The organism is Methanospirillum sp., from assembly GCF_028679455.1.
Lineage (GTDB): Archaea > Halobacteriota > Methanomicrobia > Methanomicrobiales > Methanospirillaceae > Methanospirillum.
Genome location: NZ_JAJRBM010000400.1, coordinates 1 through 17,287, shown reverse-complemented (window position 1 = coordinate 17,287; position 17,287 = coordinate 1). Strand labels below are relative to the sequence as shown.

Annotated in this window: 14 protein-coding genes and 1 tRNA gene; 13 read left to right on the top strand and 2 right to left on the bottom strand. The window is 47.0% G+C overall.

The window, feature by feature from the left end; translation table 11 throughout:
- Nucleotides 1-517 precede the first annotated feature (517 nt).
- Nucleotides 518-1,726: a site-specific integrase gene (locus LUQ50_RS13710; protein WP_300040612.1), complete on the bottom strand. Its 1,209-nt coding sequence runs from the start codon at nucleotides 1,724-1,726 to the stop codon at nucleotides 518-520.
- 60 nt (nucleotides 1,727-1,786) lie between these two features.
- A tRNA-Gly gene (locus LUQ50_RS13705) sits at nucleotides 1,787-1,857 on the bottom strand.
- 101 nt (nucleotides 1,858-1,958) lie between these two features.
- On the opposite strand from LUQ50_RS13705, the gene LUQ50_RS13700 reads away from it, so the two are divergent.
- From LUQ50_RS13700 to LUQ50_RS13640, 13 genes are all read left to right on the top strand, one after another.
- Nucleotides 1,959-2,732 (top strand): TIGR01458 family HAD-type hydrolase, encoded by a 774-nt coding sequence (locus LUQ50_RS13700; protein WP_300040610.1) that lies wholly within the window; start codon nucleotides 1,959-1,961, stop codon nucleotides 2,730-2,732.
- Nucleotides 2,733-2,853: 121 nt separating this feature from the next.
- Nucleotides 2,854-3,966 carry a SufD family Fe-S cluster assembly protein gene (locus LUQ50_RS13695; RefSeq protein ID WP_300040608.1) on the top strand — a complete coding sequence of 371 codons (1,113 nt, stop codon included), beginning with the start codon at nucleotides 2,854-2,856 and terminating at the stop codon, nucleotides 3,964-3,966.
- Nucleotides 3,967-3,998: 32 nt separating this feature from the next.
- A complete protein-coding gene (locus tag LUQ50_RS13690) occupies nucleotides 3,999-4,619 on the top strand; it encodes a protein-L-isoaspartate(D-aspartate) O-methyltransferase (RefSeq protein WP_300040606.1) in 621 nt (206 codons plus the stop codon).
- A gap of 59 nt (nucleotides 4,620-4,678) precedes the next feature.
- Entirely contained in the window at nucleotides 4,679-5,287 is a 609-nt protein-coding gene (locus LUQ50_RS13685) for a hypothetical protein (RefSeq protein ID WP_300040604.1), read from the top strand.
- A gap of 28 nt (nucleotides 5,288-5,315) precedes the next feature.
- Entirely contained in the window at nucleotides 5,316-6,572 is a 1,257-nt protein-coding gene (locus tag LUQ50_RS13680; RefSeq protein WP_300040602.1) for a phosphopentomutase/phosphoglucosamine mutase, read from the top strand.
- Entirely contained in the window at nucleotides 6,572-7,777 is a 1,206-nt protein-coding gene (glmU, locus tag LUQ50_RS13675) for a bifunctional sugar-1-phosphate nucleotidylyltransferase/acetyltransferase (RefSeq protein ID WP_300040600.1), read from the top strand. Before LUQ50_RS13680 ends, glmU begins: the two co-directional genes overlap by 1 nt.
- Nucleotides 7,774-8,943 (top strand): sugar phosphate nucleotidyltransferase, encoded by a 1,170-nt coding sequence (locus LUQ50_RS13670; protein WP_300040598.1) that lies wholly within the window; start codon nucleotides 7,774-7,776, stop codon nucleotides 8,941-8,943. The genes glmU and LUQ50_RS13670 overlap by 4 nt, the downstream gene beginning before the upstream one ends.
- 1 nt (nucleotide 8,944) lies before the next feature.
- The gene (glmS, locus tag LUQ50_RS13665) at nucleotides 8,945-10,684 is read left to right on the top strand and encodes a glutamine--fructose-6-phosphate transaminase (isomerizing) (RefSeq protein WP_300040596.1); all 1,740 of its coding nucleotides are present in this window, start codon (nucleotides 8,945-8,947) and stop codon (nucleotides 10,682-10,684) included.
- Nucleotides 10,685-10,710: 26 nt separating this feature from the next.
- A complete protein-coding gene (locus LUQ50_RS13660; RefSeq protein ID WP_300040594.1) occupies nucleotides 10,711-11,868 on the top strand; it encodes a glycosyltransferase in 1,158 nt (385 codons plus the stop codon).
- On the top strand, nucleotides 11,865-12,941 hold the full coding sequence (locus LUQ50_RS13655; protein WP_300040592.1) for a glycosyltransferase: 1,077 nt from the start codon (nucleotides 11,865-11,867) through the stop codon (nucleotides 12,939-12,941). The genes LUQ50_RS13660 and LUQ50_RS13655 overlap by 4 nt, the downstream gene beginning before the upstream one ends.
- A 52-nt stretch (nucleotides 12,942-12,993) precedes the next feature.
- Nucleotides 12,994-14,265, top strand: a complete 1,272-nt coding sequence (locus LUQ50_RS13650; RefSeq protein ID WP_300040590.1) for a GDP-mannose 4,6-dehydratase — start codon at nucleotides 12,994-12,996, stop codon at nucleotides 14,263-14,265.
- 1 nt (nucleotide 14,266) lies between these two features.
- Nucleotides 14,267-16,816 carry an oligosaccharyl transferase, archaeosortase A system-associated gene (locus LUQ50_RS13645; protein WP_300040588.1) on the top strand — a complete coding sequence of 850 codons (2,550 nt, stop codon included), beginning with the start codon at nucleotides 14,267-14,269 and terminating at the stop codon, nucleotides 16,814-16,816.
- Between the two features lie 42 nt (nucleotides 16,817-16,858).
- Nucleotides 16,859-17,149 (top strand): DUF2098 domain-containing protein, encoded by a 291-nt coding sequence (locus tag LUQ50_RS13640; protein ID WP_300040586.1) that lies wholly within the window; start codon nucleotides 16,859-16,861, stop codon nucleotides 17,147-17,149.
- The last annotated feature ends 138 nt before the right edge of the window (nucleotides 17,150-17,287 follow it).

Genomic DNA, 17,287 nt, shown 5'->3' with positions numbered 1-17,287 from the left:
TGTATCCCTCTGAATTAAGCTGGGTAGCAGCACCAAAAAAGACAGAGCGGGCCTGATGGCTACTTTCTATCATCTCTGTCTTCCCCCTGGGTGGTCTGCTTGGTGTGAGAATGCGAGCAGGAACAGGTATGCGACGAATCTGATTTACAGCAGCATTCACCGGTATTCCCGTTACCGCATCCCATACTGACCGCCTCCGGGTGACAGAAAGAATGATGAGCTCAGAACATTATACGAGTAGCATACCCCCGCCCGACTTCCGTGTCCGCCAAGATTCAGAATGTTTGAGCGGGGTTTATCTATTCTTGAGTTTAGCATGTTTCGCCTCGAATTATGCGAATTTCACCGATCGATTCCAGATACTCGCCGAACCCATAAAACCCGGTCCTGCGTTCATATGCCTGCATCTCCTCTTCAGTGATCACAGGCTTCGCTCCTGTGGAAATAATGGTTTCACCACTCGAATGTGATCCTAACACAGAAGGATCCGAGATAATAAAAGGGTTGGGTTAAATGACTACTGTGGGGGCGAATGCCGATTCAAAAAGTTTATCATGAGATCCCGATGATTAAGCATATATTCCATAAATTTATCTGCTGAATACTGGGCTTCTTCGTTAAGTGCCTGACCACAGAGATGACAGTATGCGGACACCGGACTGTTCATCTCCTTGCAGTGAGGACATACTTTAGGTTCGAGACACTTTTCCTGTACCTGGGCTGCACTTGGCTCAATCCCATAGAGTTTGAAGATCTCCCGGTCGATATCGGTTCCGGTCAGGTGGGCGTAGTTGATGAACATCTTTGAGTCGATCGATCCCCACATCATGAGTTTGATGACCGACTCGCCAACCCCCTGCTGGATAAGATGGGTGATCCGGGAGTGTCTGAAGATATGGGGGGTGATATGTTTCGTGATCCCAACCCTCATGCAGAGTCGCCCGAGCTGCCGGTATATGGCTGCATGGGTCATAGGTCTGCGTCGTTCATTGAGGAAGACCAGAGATTCGTCTGTCACCTGTTCCGGGTAGTCGCTCTTCCATTTGATCAGGTGTTCCTTTGCCATGACCAGACGGATATACCGGGGCTTTCCGGTCTTGAACGTGACATTAACGATAACCCCGGTTCCATCAAACTTCAGCGCCCCCCATTTCATCGTTCCGAGTTCTCCGACCCTGAACCCTCCTTCGTACATGGTCATGAGTAAGGCACGATCCCGGGATGTCTGACATCCAGAGATCAGGGCTTCGATCTCATCCCCGGTCAGGATGTCAGCGGCGGTCTTGGTCGGGAGTTTCTTGGGTGTCTTGATGGCTCTGATCTTCTTCTCCGGGATGGTGATCACTTCGGTCTCGAGGAGCCACAGTGAGAAGAGCTTGATGGTTGCGATCAGGTCGATCTTTGTGTTCTGAGAGAATGGTCTTCCCCTGGATGACTCAGAGGTCTGGATCAGATCCACTCCGCGGTATAGTGTATGGAGGGTGAGTTCACGATAGGGTGGGATGAACCTCCGGATGGTGATGAGGCAGGAGACGAGTTTGAGGATCCGTTTTCTGCTGATGCCCCCGGTGATCCTCCGTTCAGCTACGAATGAGGAGATCAGGCATGAGTCATCTGGTGTAATCCTGCCGCTTTCAAGTGCATGAGCGAGTGCACGGTCCTGATATTCGGCTTTGACGCCGCAAAAGCGATCATTGTCAGTGAAAACGGGGACGCATGATGACATACGCGAGTTATGATCCGGGTCTTAAAAAAGGTTAGCAACGAATTGAACTCGTTGTTACAATGCATCGATCGGGAATTGAACCCGAGCTATTGGCTTGGAAGGCCAAAGTCATGCCTCTAGACCATCGATGCAGATGCTTTACAACGTGGGACTTACATCTTATTATAATTTCTCATCTCTCTCCCTATCGATCCAGAGAACTTCAAAGGTATTCTGAAGATAAAGTTCTATCATGCTTGTCCACGCTGTCCTTTTTGATATTGATGGGACACTATTCACTGGGATGGAGCCTATTGCAGGTGCTACTGATGCAATTAGGTTTCTGCAGCAGGAGAAGATCCCATATCGGTTTATCTCCAACGGGACCCGGAAATCACGGAAAACGGTCCTTGAAAAGCTCAAACGCCTGAATCTGCCGGTTCAGGAGACACAGATCATCACTCCTGCAGGAGCAGCAATCCAGTACCTGAAAAATCGGTATCATATATCATGCACCCTCCTGGTCAGTGATGATCTCAAAGAAGATTTTGTAAATGCAGGAATATCTCTTACCCCTGATGCAGATGTGGTCGTCGTTGGTGATGCAGGAGATCAATTTACTTATGATTCAATAAACCTGGTATTCCGCCAGATTATGGCAGGAGCCGAACTTATTGCCCTTGAAAAAGATCGATACTGGATGGATGCTGATGGCCTCTCACTCGGTGCAGGTGCCTTTATTAAAGGATTGGAATTTGCATCCGGGAAGTCAGCTCTTCTCATGGGAAAACCATCTCCTGATTTTTTCAGAGAAGCACTCGCGAGTATGGGGGCAGAACCCGAGACAACGCTGATGATAGGAGATGATATCAACACTGATGTTGGGGGTGCGATGGCATGCGGACTTCAGGGTGCACTGGTCCGGACAGGAAAGTACAATGCTAAGGATTTGGAGAGTTCACATGTACAACCTACTCACATAGTTCAGTCAGTTGCATCGATCCCTGAACTGATCCATATGGATTGATGGACGACCCGCCAGCGTATGTATTTAGCCCATGCCTCTCAGAACATGAATAAGATTAATCGTCCAGTTCCCCTGATTACATCATCACAGGGGACCCGATAATTGATAACTTTGGAGGATTATGCCTGAAAAAATACAGATGACTGATCTGTCACCAGAAGATCAACGGCGGCTTGCCCTGACCGGTCTGGAAGTCGATATGAAAAACCGTTCGGGAAGCTTCTTTCAGAAGGATCAGGATGTCTGTCATGTCACCTCCGACTGCAGTGGTATTGAGTTTCTGACGTTAGGCAAAGCGCTTCAACAGTACCCTTGGGTACAGGATTATGTTTGGAAGGTAGTATCAAAGGATAAAGACAAATTTACCCGGTACGTGGCTGCCCAGCAGGACCCCCGCGGTTTTGTCATCATCGCGAAGAAAGGGACAAAAAGTGTTTATCCGCTGCAGGCCTGTCTGTTGATGTCTGATTCTCCAGTGCAGCATGTACACAATATTATCATCGCTGAGGAGGGATCAGAACTTCATATCATCTCTGGCTGCACCTCGGCATCGGCACGCAGTAGTGGCACTCATATCGGTGTCACTGAGTTTTATGTAGGCAAAGGAGCCAAAGTCACCTCAACCATGATCCATAACTGGGGAAAAAATATCGCAGTCTATCCCCGGAGTGCTTCCATTGTTGAAGAAAATGGTGTATTTCTTTCAAATTATGTCTGTATGGAACCAGTACGAAAGATACAGATGTCTCCGGTTTGTCACCTCAATGGAGAGAATGCAGTAGGCAGGTTTTCGAGTGTGGTTGTCGCCCCGTCAGGTTCACTTCTGGATCTTGGGTCTACGGTCAACCTGAATGCCCACGGAACGAGTGCTGAACTTCTGACTCGTGCCATAACCACTGGTGGATTTATCTTCTCGCGTGGAATGATTCAGGGAAAGGTAAAAGGAACCCGTGGGCACATCGAATGCAAAGGATTAATCTTAAAAGACGGAACGATTCATGCAATTCCTGAGATCCGGGGTGAAGTCGTTGACACCGAATTGTCCCATGAAGCAGCGGTTGGAAAGATCGCAAAAGACGAGATTGAATACCTGATGGCACGTGGCCTTGATGAAGAGACCGCAACGGCAACGATCATCAGGGGATTTCTCGATGTAAGGGTCGAAGGTCTTCCTGATGTCCTGCAGGACCAGATCAATGCAGCCATTGACGCTGCAGAGAAGTCGGGATTCTGATATTCATGGATCCGGGAAGGGCGGGGGAGAGAATGGATATGGTCAAGACCCAGATACGTTCCCGTGGTGTAAAGAGTCAGAGCGTTCTTTCGGCAATGGAGCAGATCCCCCGCCATCTCTTTGTACCCGAAAAGTTCACACATCTGGCATATCATGACTATCCGATTCCAATAGGTCATGATCAAACAATCTCGCAACCCTACATTGTTGCCAGGATGACAGAACTATTAGCACCGGATGTAGGAGATCAGGTGCTCGAGATTGGAACCGGTACCGGTTATCAGGCAGCAGTACTAGCAACAATGGGTACCAAAGTGATCAGTCTTGAACGAATACCTGCTCTGGCAGAAGGAGCCAGAGAGAATCTTCAGCGAGCCCGGATCCAAAACGTTACGGTATTTGTCACTGATGGAACCCTCGGGTGGGAAGATATGGCCCCGTATGATGGGATCATCATAACCGCAGCGACTCCTGCAATTCCTCCTCCGCTAATGCAGCAGCTTGCAGATGATGGCAGGCTTGTTGCTCCGGTTGGAACAGCACAAATACAGGAACTCATACGTCTGACAAAAAAATTTCAGGGGATATTAACTGAACGATTTGAAGGTGTCAGGTTTGTTCCCCTGATTGGAGAATATGGATGGAATACGTAAGGATACTCTTCAAGGTCAGCCTGATGAATAAGGTAATGATCCAGTAAAAAAGGATATTTATGCATATTATTAACAAAGCAGTTACATTGATTGAGTCCATGGTGGAAGATTGTGGCATCTCTGATAATCCGGTAATCCTGGAGCAGGAAAGTGAAGTTGTGCGATGTGCACATGAACGTGGTGCTCTTCTCCGGGTTACGTTTGGGGGACGATCTGCAGGTATCGCAACTGATGATCCGGTTCGAATAACAACAAAACCCTCGTTTATGTTTGGGGCATCTCTCGGAAAACCTGCGTTGCGTTCAGCAGCTGCCGGAATTCTCAACGCATTAACCGGTTTTCTGTGTACATCACGCAAATTGCATGCTTGTCTTCCTGAATCTCACATCTCATGTATGAAAGAACTTGAGTCTCTCCTTGCAGGAAAGAAGATATGGTGCTGTGGTACGATGGATAACGTTCGTGATCGGTTTTCATCACAACTGGTAGCGTCCCCGGAGGAAGCAGATGTTATTCTGGTCTCAGCTGATGGGATGATCAGCGATGAGCACGGGTTTATTCCTGAAGAGCCAGGTGAAAAATATCTCTTTGTCGGCCCCTCTACTGCCGGGGTTGCGGTTCTTACTCATAGTTGTCATTACTGCCCATATGGCAGGACGAATATCTAATGGTTAGACCGCGTACCTGATCAGTACTATGCTCTTTGGCTCTTCAGGTATTCGCCGCCTCTATGATCAGGATCTTATGAGTCTTGCTCTTCAGGTGGGAATAGCGGTGGGAAATAAGGTTAACTCAGTCCTTGTTGGAAGGGACTGCAGAACAACCGGTCCTGCCCTATCCAACTCGTTTATTGCGGGCGTGTGTAGTGCCGGAGCTGATGTTTATATTGGTGGTGTAGCCCCCACACCTTCAATTGCATATAATTGTCGTTTTACGCAAGCAGCCTGTATGGTAACTGCTTCGCATAATCCTGATCCCTATAACGGGCTGAAACTTTTTAATCCGGATGGTTCCTCCTTCAAAACATGTCAACAGGATGAGGTTGAAGATGCTCTCTCCTCTCTTTCCTCTGCTAACTGGCTTAATCAGGGCGTATTGAAAGAGTATGATCCTCTTACTCCTCATCGGGAAACCATCCTTCAAAATATAGAGGTACAGGAAAAACTCCCGGTAATTCTTGATTGTGGAAATGGGGCTGGTTGTGCACTTACTCCACAGTTATTGGGTGATGCAGGAGCGTCAGTTCTATCTATAAATGCCAACCCTGCAGGAAGGTTTTCACGTCCATCAGAGCCACTTCAGGAGAATCTTCCATATATCCCATCATTGATCAGAAAAACCCATGCCCGGTGTGCGGTCGTGCATGACGGGGATGCTGACCGGATGATGGCTTTTGATAATACCGGTGCCTACATTCCTGGAGATATCCTGCTCATCCTTTTTGCAAAATATCTGGGGGCAAAGCGGGTGGTTACTACCTATGATGCATCAATGGCAGTAGAAGAGGTTGCAGAAGTAAGAAGAACTCCGGTCGGAGATGCATTTGTATCTGAACAACTGGTTCAGTGGGGGGATTTCGGGGGAGAACCATCCGGAGCATGGATCTTTCCCCGAATCTCGTACTGTCCAGACGGTCCATATGCTGCCGGGCTCTTCTGTGAGATGGCAGGAGAGTGGAATATTGCAGAAGAGATCGCATCGATCCCTCACTATCCAATCCTTCGGCACTCTCTGGATCTGGATCAGTCTCATGAGATCCTGTATGCCCTTGGGGCTGTAAATCCGACCGATGGTCTCCGTCTGGAAGAAGATGATGGCTGGTGTCTGGTCAGGGCAAGCGGGACTGAACCAAAAATTCGGTTCACTGCAGAAGGGCGAACGCATGAGTATGCTCAAAAAATGCTGGATCAAGGGGAAAAACTAGTTCGTATGGCAATACAAGGAAAGATCTAATGGTTCAGTGTGTGATACTGGCTGCTGGTGAAGGGAAACGGATGAGGCCGCTTACAGGTTCCCGTCCAAAGGTGATGCTGCCTGTTGCAAACCGTCCAATGCTAGAGCATCTGATCTGCACAGTACGGGATGCAGGGATTAGTGAGGTAATTCTGGTAGTGGGATATGAGGAAGCAGCAGTCCGCCATCACTTTGGTGATGGATCCCCCTTTGGAGTCACCATCAGGTATGTGACACAGAAACGCCAGCGGGGGACCGGAGATGCAGTGATGAGTACAATGTCCCATATCACCGGATCTTTCCTGCTGTTGAATGGAGATATGATCCTCTCCCTTGATGACATCAGAAATATTCTCTCATCTCCAGTTCCTGCAATGGGTATCTGCCAGTCTGAGCACCCACAGGATTTTGGTGTTGTCACGATAGAAAACGGAATTGTAACTGGTCTTGAAGAAAAAAGCGATAAACCAAAAACTAATCTAATCAACGCAGGATTGTACCTGTTGAATCGTGAGATCGGTACCTATCTGGATCAGATCAGCCCATCCCCCCGGGGAGAACTTGAACTGACAGATGCGTTGGAGCCGTTCATCAGAGAAGGGAGGTTGCATGCAGTAACTCTCTCCTCATGGGTTGATCTTGGATCCCCATGGGATCTGCTGAATGCAAATGAGGTTTTTCTTGCCTCTCTCTCATCTCTGGTTGAAGGTGAGATTGAAGATGGTGTTGTGATCAAGGGGCCTGTTCAGGTTGGAAAAGGAACGATCGTTAAGTCGGGAACATATATTGAAGGCCCCTGTATTATTGGAATAAACTGTCGGGTAGGTCCTCATGCCTACATCCGGGGAGCAACCGCTATCGGAGACAATTGTCACATTGGTCATAGTATTGAACTTAAGAATTCAATCGTGATGAGCAACACGAATATTCCCCACTTCAATTACGTGGGAGATAGTGTGATCGCCAGTGGGTGTAACTTCGGAGCAGGAACAAAAATTGCCAATCTTCGTCACGATAAAAAACACATCTCCGTGGGCGGAGTAAGTACCCGTAGGAAAAAATTCGGTGCTATTATCGGTGATGATGTTCTTTTCGGGATAAACTGCTCGGTGAATGTCGGTTCCGTGATAGGTAACCGGTGTCGGATAGCACCTCATACCTTTGTTGAGGGGGTTATCAGTGATGACTCGGTGGTGAAACGATGACCGTACAGGCTGTTATTCTTGCGGCAGGTGAAGGAACCAGACTCAGACCCTTGACCCAGAATCGCCCCAAAGCGTTAATCCCGGTTGGAAACCGCCCGATTCTTGAGCACCTTGTTGATTCACTGCTCAAATGTGGGATCCGTGACATCATTGTAGTTGTCGGGTACCGTAAGGAGCAGGTTATGCAGCATCTTATCAGGCTCCCGGTCCAGGTGAGAGTAGTAGAACAGAAGGATCAACTTGGGACCGGTCATGCATTATTCTGTGCTAGGGATCTCATATCAGATGATCTGCTCGTATTGCCTGGCGACAATTATGTTGATCCCCTCTCGTTGAAAGAGTTGTTACAAATCTCAAATTCAATGCTCATCACCACTCACATTCATCCCTCAAATTTCGGAGTTGTCCAAATCGAAGATGGGCTTGTGAAGGGGATTATTGAAAAGCCTGCTCATGCAAACCGAATGACTGTCAGTTGTGGGGTGTATTATCTCAAACACGCATTCCTTGCAGATATGACTGAATTCAACCTGACTGATGCCATAAATACCATCATCTCAAAAGGAAATCCCATTGCAGCAGTGTATGCCCTTGAATGGCAGGATGCCATCTATCCCTGGGATCTTTTGAGCATGAATAGCAGGCTGTTGCGGCAAACATCCTCCTCCCGAGCGGGGACAATCAGTGCAGGTGCTATCATCGAAGGGGTGGTTTCTATCGGCAGAGGTTCGGTAATCGGGCCCCACTGTGTGATCCGGGGACCTACCGTCATTGGGGATGACTGTGTGATCAGTTCGAATGTGGTGATCAATCCCGATACTAGTATTGGATCCCGGGTGGTAATTGAACCGTTTTCAGTTCTGGGTGACTCTCTGGTAATGGATGATTGCATTATTGCATCTCATTCAACGGTAACTTCTGCAGTAATGGGAGAAGCATGTACCCTTGGTGAACATACGATCATTAAACCCGGTTCTGGCATTATTGAGATGGGCGATGAAGCGGTGCGTTCATCCTGCGGAGTTATCATGGGGAACGGAGTCGTCTCTTCCCCGATGATTATATATGAAAACAGTATCGTTGGCAATGATTGTCAGATTGATGGTAACAATGGTCCTCTACGCCTTCGTTCAAAAGTAATTCCAGATCACACCAGGGTGATGTGAATTGTGTGGGATAGTGGGGTACATTGGATACCGGCAAGCTGCTCCGGTGTTACTGGATTGCCTGAAACAACTGGAGTACCGGGGCTACGATAGTTATGGAGTTGCAACCCGTTCTGACGGGATTTCAATTTATAAAAAAAAAGGGAACGTCTCTAATATTTTACCTGACGCATCAGCATTGCAGGGAATCTGTGGAATTGGGCATACCCGTTGGGCTACTCATGGAATTCCTTCTGATATCAATGCACATCCCCATCTCGATTGTAAAGGTAGGATAGTCGTTGTCCACAACGGCATCATTGAAAATTATGCTGTACTGAAACGGGATCTTATTAGTCGTGGCCATACCTTTAGATCTGAAACTGACACTGAAGTCATCCCCCATCTTCTTGAGGATGCGTATGAAGGTAATCTGCTTGAGGCGATGTCCAGGATCGTAGAAAAACTTGAAGGGTCTTATGCAATCCTGGCAATATCAGAAGATGATAATTGTATCGTTGCAGCGAGGAACCAAAGCCCTCTTGTGTTGGGAATCGGTGATAATGAACTCTTTGCCGCATCTGACATCACTCCCCTCCTTGAATACACCAACCGGGTTATCTATCTTGAGGATGGTGATATTGCTGAAATTCATCCTGATACGCACATGATATATCAGGGGTCTATTATTCAGGATAGACAGGTTCAGGAGATCCAATGGACTCCCGATACTGTTCAAAAAGGTGGATTTGCTCATTTCATGCTCAAAGAGATATATGAGCAGCCTGATGTGATCAACCGGGCGATTCACTCTCTTACTCCTCAATCACTTCCATCTTTCTTTCGTGATACCCGATCGATCACGGTGGTTGCCTGTGGAAGTTCATACCATGCAGGGTTTATCTTCAGATATCTGATAGAATCAACCTGTGGTATCCCTGTCCGGGTCGAACTGGGTTCAGAATATAAATATAATTCAATACCTTTTGGTGATCTCATTATCGGTATATCACAGTCAGGTGAGACTGCAGATACCCTTTCTGCAATAAAAAAGGGTAATTGTAATAATGTACCGACGATCGCGATTACAAATGTACTGAATAGTACAATCACCCGGCACGCAGATGCGACCATCCTGATGCAGGCAGGACCTGAGATCAGTGTTGCTGCAACAAAGTCATTTATTGCACAACTCGGGATTCTCCTGCAGGTTGTTAATCTCCTGTCAGGTAATGCCTGTGATGCGATCCTTTCTCATGCGGGTTTTGCGATCAAAAAGGTTCTCCAACTTGAACTTGGGGAAGCAGTTCATCTCTGTAGTTCTGCAAACCATATTTTTTTTGTGGGGCGGGGATCCTTTTATCCAGTGATGATGGAAGGGGCTCTGAAGATGAAAGAGATCTCATATATCCATGCGGAAGCATATGCTGCGGGTGAGATTAAGCATGGGCCGTTCTCTCTCCTCTCTTCTGAAACACCGGTAGTAGCGATCTGCATGCCTGGGCCTGCATATGCGGTAATGCTTGGTAACCTCAAAGAGATGAAAGCCAGAGGAACCCCGATTATTGCCATCGGTTCGAAGGATGATACCGAGCTGTATGAACTCGTGGATGTTCTCATACCACTTGAAGTTGAGCATCTGTATCTTCAGATTCTGACATCAACGGTAATTTTACAACTTCTTGCATATCATACTGCTACAAATCTAGGGCGGGAGATTGACAAGCCCCGTAACCTTGCGAAGAGTGTTACGGTTGAGTGATTTGCGTGAGTTCTGGGATATTTAATATGAAAAAGGGTAATATCGTGGTTGTTGGCCCCTCACCCCGTTTCCTTTCTGGAATCAGTTATTACACTCTCCGTCTCTCCAATGCTCTTGCAGAACACTTTCAGGTTACGAGTCTTCTTTTCAGATATATGCTACCACGAAGACTTTTCCCCGGATGGAGAAGAGTTGGAACCGAGTTGTCCTCCCTGAAATTTAATGATGGTATCAGGGTTCAAGAGTCTCTTGACTGGTATAATCCTGTCACCTGGTTCAGAGGTTCACAGGAGATTCGAAGATCTGATGTGGTGATTCTGGAATGGTGGACTTCCAGTGTCGCTCATATGTACCTGGCCCTTCTCCTCCTGAACACTGCCAAAAAACCGGTGATGATTGAGTTTCATGAAGTTGTAGATCCACTGGAGTTTTCGGTCGGTCCGATTCGTGTGTATGCCCGAGTTATGGGGAGGCTGATTCGACGAATGGCATCCAGATACGTGGTTCATTCAGAACATGATCGACATCTTATCGCTACACATTATCATATTTCGGAGAATCAGATTGGGATTATTCCCCATGGTCTGTACGATCACTATGCAATCCTAGATCATACTACCTGTAAAAAAAGTCTGATGCTTCAGGATCGGTTTGTCTTTCTGTTCTTTGGTTTGATCAGACCATATAAGGGGGTTAGCAATCTAATCCATGCGTTTGAACTGCTTCCTGAAAAGATTAGGAGTAATTCGTACCTCCTCATTGTTGGTGAAGCATGGGAAGATCATGCATCACTTGAAGCAGTCTCAAGATCTCCTGCAGCAGACCACATTCATCTCCTGAACAAGTATGCGTCAGATGAGGAGATCCCTCTTTATTTTTCAGCTGCCGATGCACTCGTTCTCCCATACACCCGGGCTTCACAAAGCGGGGTTGCTCATATCGGGATCTCATATGGTCTTCCGGTTTTGGCCTCCAAGGTTGGTGGACTAGTTGAGAGTCTTGCCGGGTATGAAGGAACTACTTTTGTGGAACCTGATGATGAACATGCACTTGCAGGCTCATTGGAGCAGGTGTATAATGCCGGTTTTCAGCGATATCAGGTGCCGGTTGAGCTCAGGTGGGATGCGATTGCAGAGAAATATGATCATGAGATTTCCCTGATGATCAACCGGGAGCAGGTATGAGAATTGCCATTCTTTCCTGCCTGGATTTTGCTGTTCCCGGAGGAGCAGAGCGGTTCTTTATTGATATGGCAACAGCGCTTGATGCTACCATCGTGTGCCTGAGTTACAATCCTCGTCTTGGTGAATGGTATCCCCGGGCCCAACAGGTACGGTTTCATCCACTGAATGTTTCCTTGCCTGTTGAACCCCTGAAACAATTAGCCGGGATGCGTCTTTTCCGTTCTTTGAAATTGGATTACGATTTCTTCATTGTAACTGATGACATGGCTCTGCGGTTTCTTGGCCGGGATCATCCGCATTGTTATGTTATGCTCACTCCCAGGAGGGCACTCTATGATATGTATTATCAGACTCTTGCTGATCTCCCTCGCATGAAACGGATGTTATTCTGTATTGTTCTGACTCTTTTCCGTTATCTGGATCGCAGGTTTGTCATCAACCATGTCACTCATATTGCCGGTATCTCCCACAATGTCAGGAATCGCATCTGGAAGGCTTATCAGCGCAAGGCATCGGTAATATATCCTCCAATACACATGGAACAATATCAGAATCGTGGGTATCACGATTTCTGGTTATCAGTCTCCCGGGTCGATAAATGGAAAAGAATCGAACTCCAGGTTGAAGCATTCAGAAAAATGCCAGATAAGAAACTAAAAATTGCCGGGAGACTCTATCCCGGATTTGAGGATCTTGCCAAAAATGCTCCCTCTAATGTAGAATTTTTAGGAGCGGTGAGTGACACTGAACTCGCTGAACTCTATGGATCCTGCCGTGGATTTCTTACTACTGCAATCGATGAGGATTACGGTCTTACCCCGCTTGAGGCAATGGCATGTGGCAAACCGGTTGTCGCTACCAAAGAGGGGGGGTATCTGGAGACCGTTATTGACGGTTATACTGGTCTTCTGGTGGCACCGGATCTTCTTTCGATCGTGGAGGCGGTGTCTATGATCGATCGAAATCCAGGTAGATATGCAGAAGCATCACGAGCACAGGCATCGCGGTTTGATTACAAGTTATTTAAAGAACAAATATCCACGTATGTGCATACGCTGATAGAATCATGTTAATCATACCGGCATTGAATAATCACGCATTTATGGTTCACGAGATGGTGTGATCTTGAAGTGGGATGAATCACGCGTCCTCATCACCGGCGTTAGTGGTTTTGTAGGTTCATATCTTGCCCGTAATCTTGTGGACAAAGGGGCGAATGTCTATGGCCTCATCCGTCGACGTGCTGATGGAGCCATTCCAAAGAATATCGCTCATAATAATATTGAAGATTCCATCACGTATGTTGAGGGAAGTCTCGAAGATCTTCCCGGTCTTACCCATGCAATAGAAACAGCAGAGCCTGACTACATTTTTCATCTGGCAGCCCAGTCATTTGTTCCCCGCTCTTTTTCGCATCCTCTTGAAACTGCTCATATTAATGGTATCGGGACGATGAATCTGCTTGAGGCTGTCAGGCAGAACGAAGTAGATCCAGTGATGCTGTTTGCAGGTACCAGTGAAGAGTATGGTCTTGTCATCAGTTCAGAAGAGCAGTATACGCTTCTGAAAACGAAATACGGATCCGTATTTCCTGAACCTTCCCGGATACCTGAGTTACCGATCTCTGAGAACAATCCATTCAGACCAATGTCTCCCTATGCAACCAGTAAAGTCTATGGGGAGTTCCTTTTTAGAAATTATTTTCACACCTATGGTCTGAAAACTCTGGTTTCCCGCTCTTTTAATCATGAGGGTGCGGGAAGGGGGAACCAGTTTGTCACCTCAGTCATAACCAGCCAGGTGACCCAACTGAACCATGGTGAGATCGATCAGATCTCCATTGGAAATGTGAATGCCTGCAGGGACTGGTCGCATATTGATGATATTATCGAAGGTTATCAACTGATTGCAAGAAAAGGACAGCATGGTGATGTGTACAATGTGGGCTCAAACCGAACCACTTCAGTGCTCAGTTATCTGCTCTCCAGCATTGAGGCTTCAGGTCATACCATCCACGCGATTTCCACAGTCCAAAATGAAAAACATGTGAAAAACCCTTTATCTTCTGATAAGTCCTCAATTTTTGGAGTTTCATTTGAGAAACCGTTGATAGATCAGATGATCCTTTCTGATGAGATCTCATTTGGTGTTGAAGATAAAGGCATACTGGTGAAGACAGAAGGTCCTGAAATCAGGATACAATTTGATCCAGATCGGTTCCGTCCCTCAGAAGTTCCGATTCTCTTCTCTGATATCACCAAGATACAACACCTTGGGTATCAGGTGCGCCATTCGATTGATGACATCATTCGGGATCAGATGAATTTTTTCATGGATAGTGCAAACCGTTGTTACCTCACCTGTTCTGATGACGGAAAAAAATCCCCGGAGAAATAATATGAGTGTTTCCATCTTAAAACAACCAAAAATGCTCCTGATAGGGGCTGTTCTTTTAGTAATTACGGCATTTTCTTTGATTATCAGGATTATACCTGTGCTGTCAGGTAACTCTGATGTACTGTCAAATGTTGGAATGGATGATCCAACTTACCAACTCAGGCGGGTTGAACTGTGTCTTGCCAACTTCCCCAACATTGCCTGGTTTGACCCGATGACCTATTTCCCTCAGGGTCAGCCGATGCACTGGGGTCCGCTCTTTCCACTCATGAGCAGTGCGGTATGCCTGTTGTTCGGAGCTCATGCACGCCCCGACATCATTTCAGTCTGTCTTCTTATTCCCTGTGTCATGGCTGCCCTTATGGTCCCGATTCTCTTCTTCCTGGTAAAAAAGGTTGCAGACTGGAAGGCCGGACTAATAGCCGGATTTTTTATCGCGATATGTCCGGGACAGTTTTTTTTCAGATCCTATTACGGGTATTTTGATCATCATATCGGCGAGGTTCTCTTTAGTACCCTCTTCTGTCTTGGGTATGTAAGTGCCCTTGTGTACTGCAGGCGCAATCCGGTTACTATTGAAGATCGGAAGACCTGGAAGATCCCTGCAGTACTGGGACTGATCTGTGGTGTGTTGTATGTGTTTGGGCTGGCCCTGATGCCAACCATGATCCTCTTCGCACTGCTGGTAGGGATGTTTACCCCGATCTGGTTTATCATTCAGCGGTATATCGGACATCTCGGTGCTTCAGCTGTTGTGGTCAACACCATGACCTTTCTGGTCGCGATCATCGGATTTTTTATCATCGGTGTTCATGGTGAAGGAGGGTTAAATTACTATACTACCGGTCATCCGGTTGCATATGCCCTGATTATTCTGGGTACCTGGATCCTCTTTGCATTTTCATGGAAACTCAGAGACCGGTCACTAACTCACTACATACTGGCACTTGTGGGAGTCACGGTTCTGGGTACCATTCTTCTTGCGTTACTCTCCCCGGAACTATTTAATTATCTCCTGGCGAATGCGAATCAGTTTTTTGGTCAGGAAATTCATTGGAAGACGATTCAGGAAGCGAGACCCTGGACATTTGATGATGCCTGGCGAACCTTCCAGTACAGTCTGATCCTGTTTGTGATAGGTATCGGAGTTCTGCTGAATAAGTTGCGAAAAGAACTCTGTCCCTCGTATGTTTTTATTCTCATCTGGTCTGTGGTTGTTTTCTACGCAACCATCCAGCATATCAGATATGAGTATTACCTCGCAGTTCCTGCCGCAATGCTTGGAGGAATCTCTATTGGGTATGGTATTGATCTGATCCAAAAGAAAAGGGCAGGTCAGATCAAGGAGGAGCCTTCTGCTCATCTGAAAGGAGGGAAACAGAAGGAAGCCTATCAGGGGCGTCAAAAAAGATCACACAGTCAGTCAGTCTCAACCGGTAGTATGATCTTTCTGGTTGCCGTGATTCTTCTCGGTGCTCTCTTTACATACAATTCCATCGGCCGTGATCTGGCGATCGGTTCGTTCAATCTGAATCCTGACTGGCGGGAAGCTACTGAATGGATGGGTCATAATACTCCGGATACCGGAGTTGACTATTATACAATTTACCAGAAAGACCAATGGAAGCCACCGGCACAGGCTTATGGTGTTATGTCCTGGTGGGACTATGGGCATATCATCACGTTCCTGGGGAAACGGATGCCGAATGCAAACCCGTTCCAGTACGGAGTTGACGGGAAATTTGGTGCAGCACGGTACTTCATTACGACTAATGAATCAGAGGCATCTGGTATCCTTGACAAACTGAAGACACGATATGTAATCACTGATTATGAGATGGATACCGGAAAGTTCTGGGCAATGACAACCTGGGATAATCCTGATGTAGGGGCAGCCCCTTACCAGCGTAATTTTATCCTTCCCAACCCGGACAACCCAAATACGGGGCAGAACTTCCCATTCTTCATGGAGCCATACTACCAGACGATGGTCTCCAAATTACACAATTTTGATGGATCTATGGCTGAACCCAGGCAGGTTCATTATATTCAGTACATGAAACCTGAATTCTCCAAGACTTCTGACCCGGTGATTGTGAACGGTTCACAGATGCCGTATGCTGCAGGAGCCGCATTGCTGGAGAGTTCAAACTCTTCCCTCGGTCCTGAGTATGGAACAGCACTGGTAAATTATGCCTACACTGAACCGGTATCCAAGGTTCCTGCACTCCAGCATTACCGGCTGGTTCATGAGTCTCCAACCCGTGCATCTCCAGAGAGTCTTCCTGATATCAGATATGTCAAGATCTTTGAGTATGTCCCCGGAGCAGTTATTCACGGCGAGGGTGTTATTGAGATCCCGGTGACGACGAATACCGGGCGGAACTTTGTGTACCGGCAGGAGAGTACCAATGGAACATTCACGGTTCCATATCCAACCAATGCAAAAATAGGTGATGTTACAACTACCGGACCATACAAGATCGTTTCAACCGGAAAAGAATACCAAGTTACCGATGATCAGATCCAGGCGGGATCTGTTGTCGCCTGATTTGAGGGAAGGTTTAAGCATTCTGGGGATAAGGAAGGATTCATGAGTGTCATCATGGATATTGGAACACCGGTCCGGTATCCCAGGACCGGTACCGTAGGAACGATCGTACGGATTGAAGAGCGGAATGGCTTTTCATTTGCAGAACTTGACAGTACCGGTATGCTATACCGGGCTGACATGCTTGTACCAGCAACGCTCGTAGAGAGGTCTGGCCGGACTGAAGATCGATCTGAAGATATCAGCATTGTTGAGAAAGAACGGACCGATTCCCGAGATAACGGATTCATGGAGTTACCAAATCTGGATAGCGCATGCAACGGTGCAGGATAGTTCATCCTTTCTCCTTCTTTCAGTTAAATCCGGGAAAAGTCTGATTATTTACGAAACCTGTTATGCTCACGTATAAGTAGCAATATGTTCAAATAGGTAAGGAGGTTTGATTACTGGTGCCAGAAGAAATAATACCGA

Bases quoted from the DNA above. Each gene is read 5' to 3' on its own strand.
- glmU (WP_300040600.1), top strand. From the start codon at position 6,572: ATGGTTCAGTGTGTGATACTGGCTGCTGGTGAAGGGAAACGGATGAGG.
- LUQ50_RS13685 (WP_300040604.1), top strand. From the start codon at position 4,679: ATGCATATTATTAACAAAGCAGTTACATTGATTGAGTCCATGGTGGAA.
- LUQ50_RS13655 (WP_300040592.1), top strand. From the start codon at position 11,865: ATGAGAATTGCCATTCTTTCCTGCCTGGATTTTGCTGTTCCCGGAGGA.
- LUQ50_RS13640 (WP_300040586.1), top strand. From the start codon at position 16,859: ATGAGTGTCATCATGGATATTGGAACACCGGTCCGGTATCCCAGGACC.
- LUQ50_RS13645 (WP_300040588.1), top strand. From the start codon at position 14,267: ATGAGTGTTTCCATCTTAAAACAACCAAAAATGCTCCTGATAGGGGCT.
- LUQ50_RS13670 (WP_300040598.1), top strand. From the start codon at position 7,774: ATGACCGTACAGGCTGTTATTCTTGCGGCAGGTGAAGGAACCAGACTC.
- LUQ50_RS13710 (WP_300040612.1), bottom strand. From the start codon at position 1,726: ATGTCATCATGCGTCCCCGTTTTCACTGACAATGATCGCTTTTGCGGC.
- LUQ50_RS13680 (WP_300040602.1), top strand. From the start codon at position 5,316: ATGCTCTTTGGCTCTTCAGGTATTCGCCGCCTCTATGATCAGGATCTT.
- LUQ50_RS13700 (WP_300040610.1), top strand. From the start codon at position 1,959: ATGCTTGTCCACGCTGTCCTTTTTGATATTGATGGGACACTATTCACT.
- LUQ50_RS13695 (WP_300040608.1), top strand. From the start codon at position 2,854: ATGCCTGAAAAAATACAGATGACTGATCTGTCACCAGAAGATCAACGG.
- LUQ50_RS13690 (WP_300040606.1), top strand. From the start codon at position 3,999: ATGGATATGGTCAAGACCCAGATACGTTCCCGTGGTGTAAAGAGTCAG.
- LUQ50_RS13660 (WP_300040594.1), top strand. From the start codon at position 10,711: ATGAAAAAGGGTAATATCGTGGTTGTTGGCCCCTCACCCCGTTTCCTT.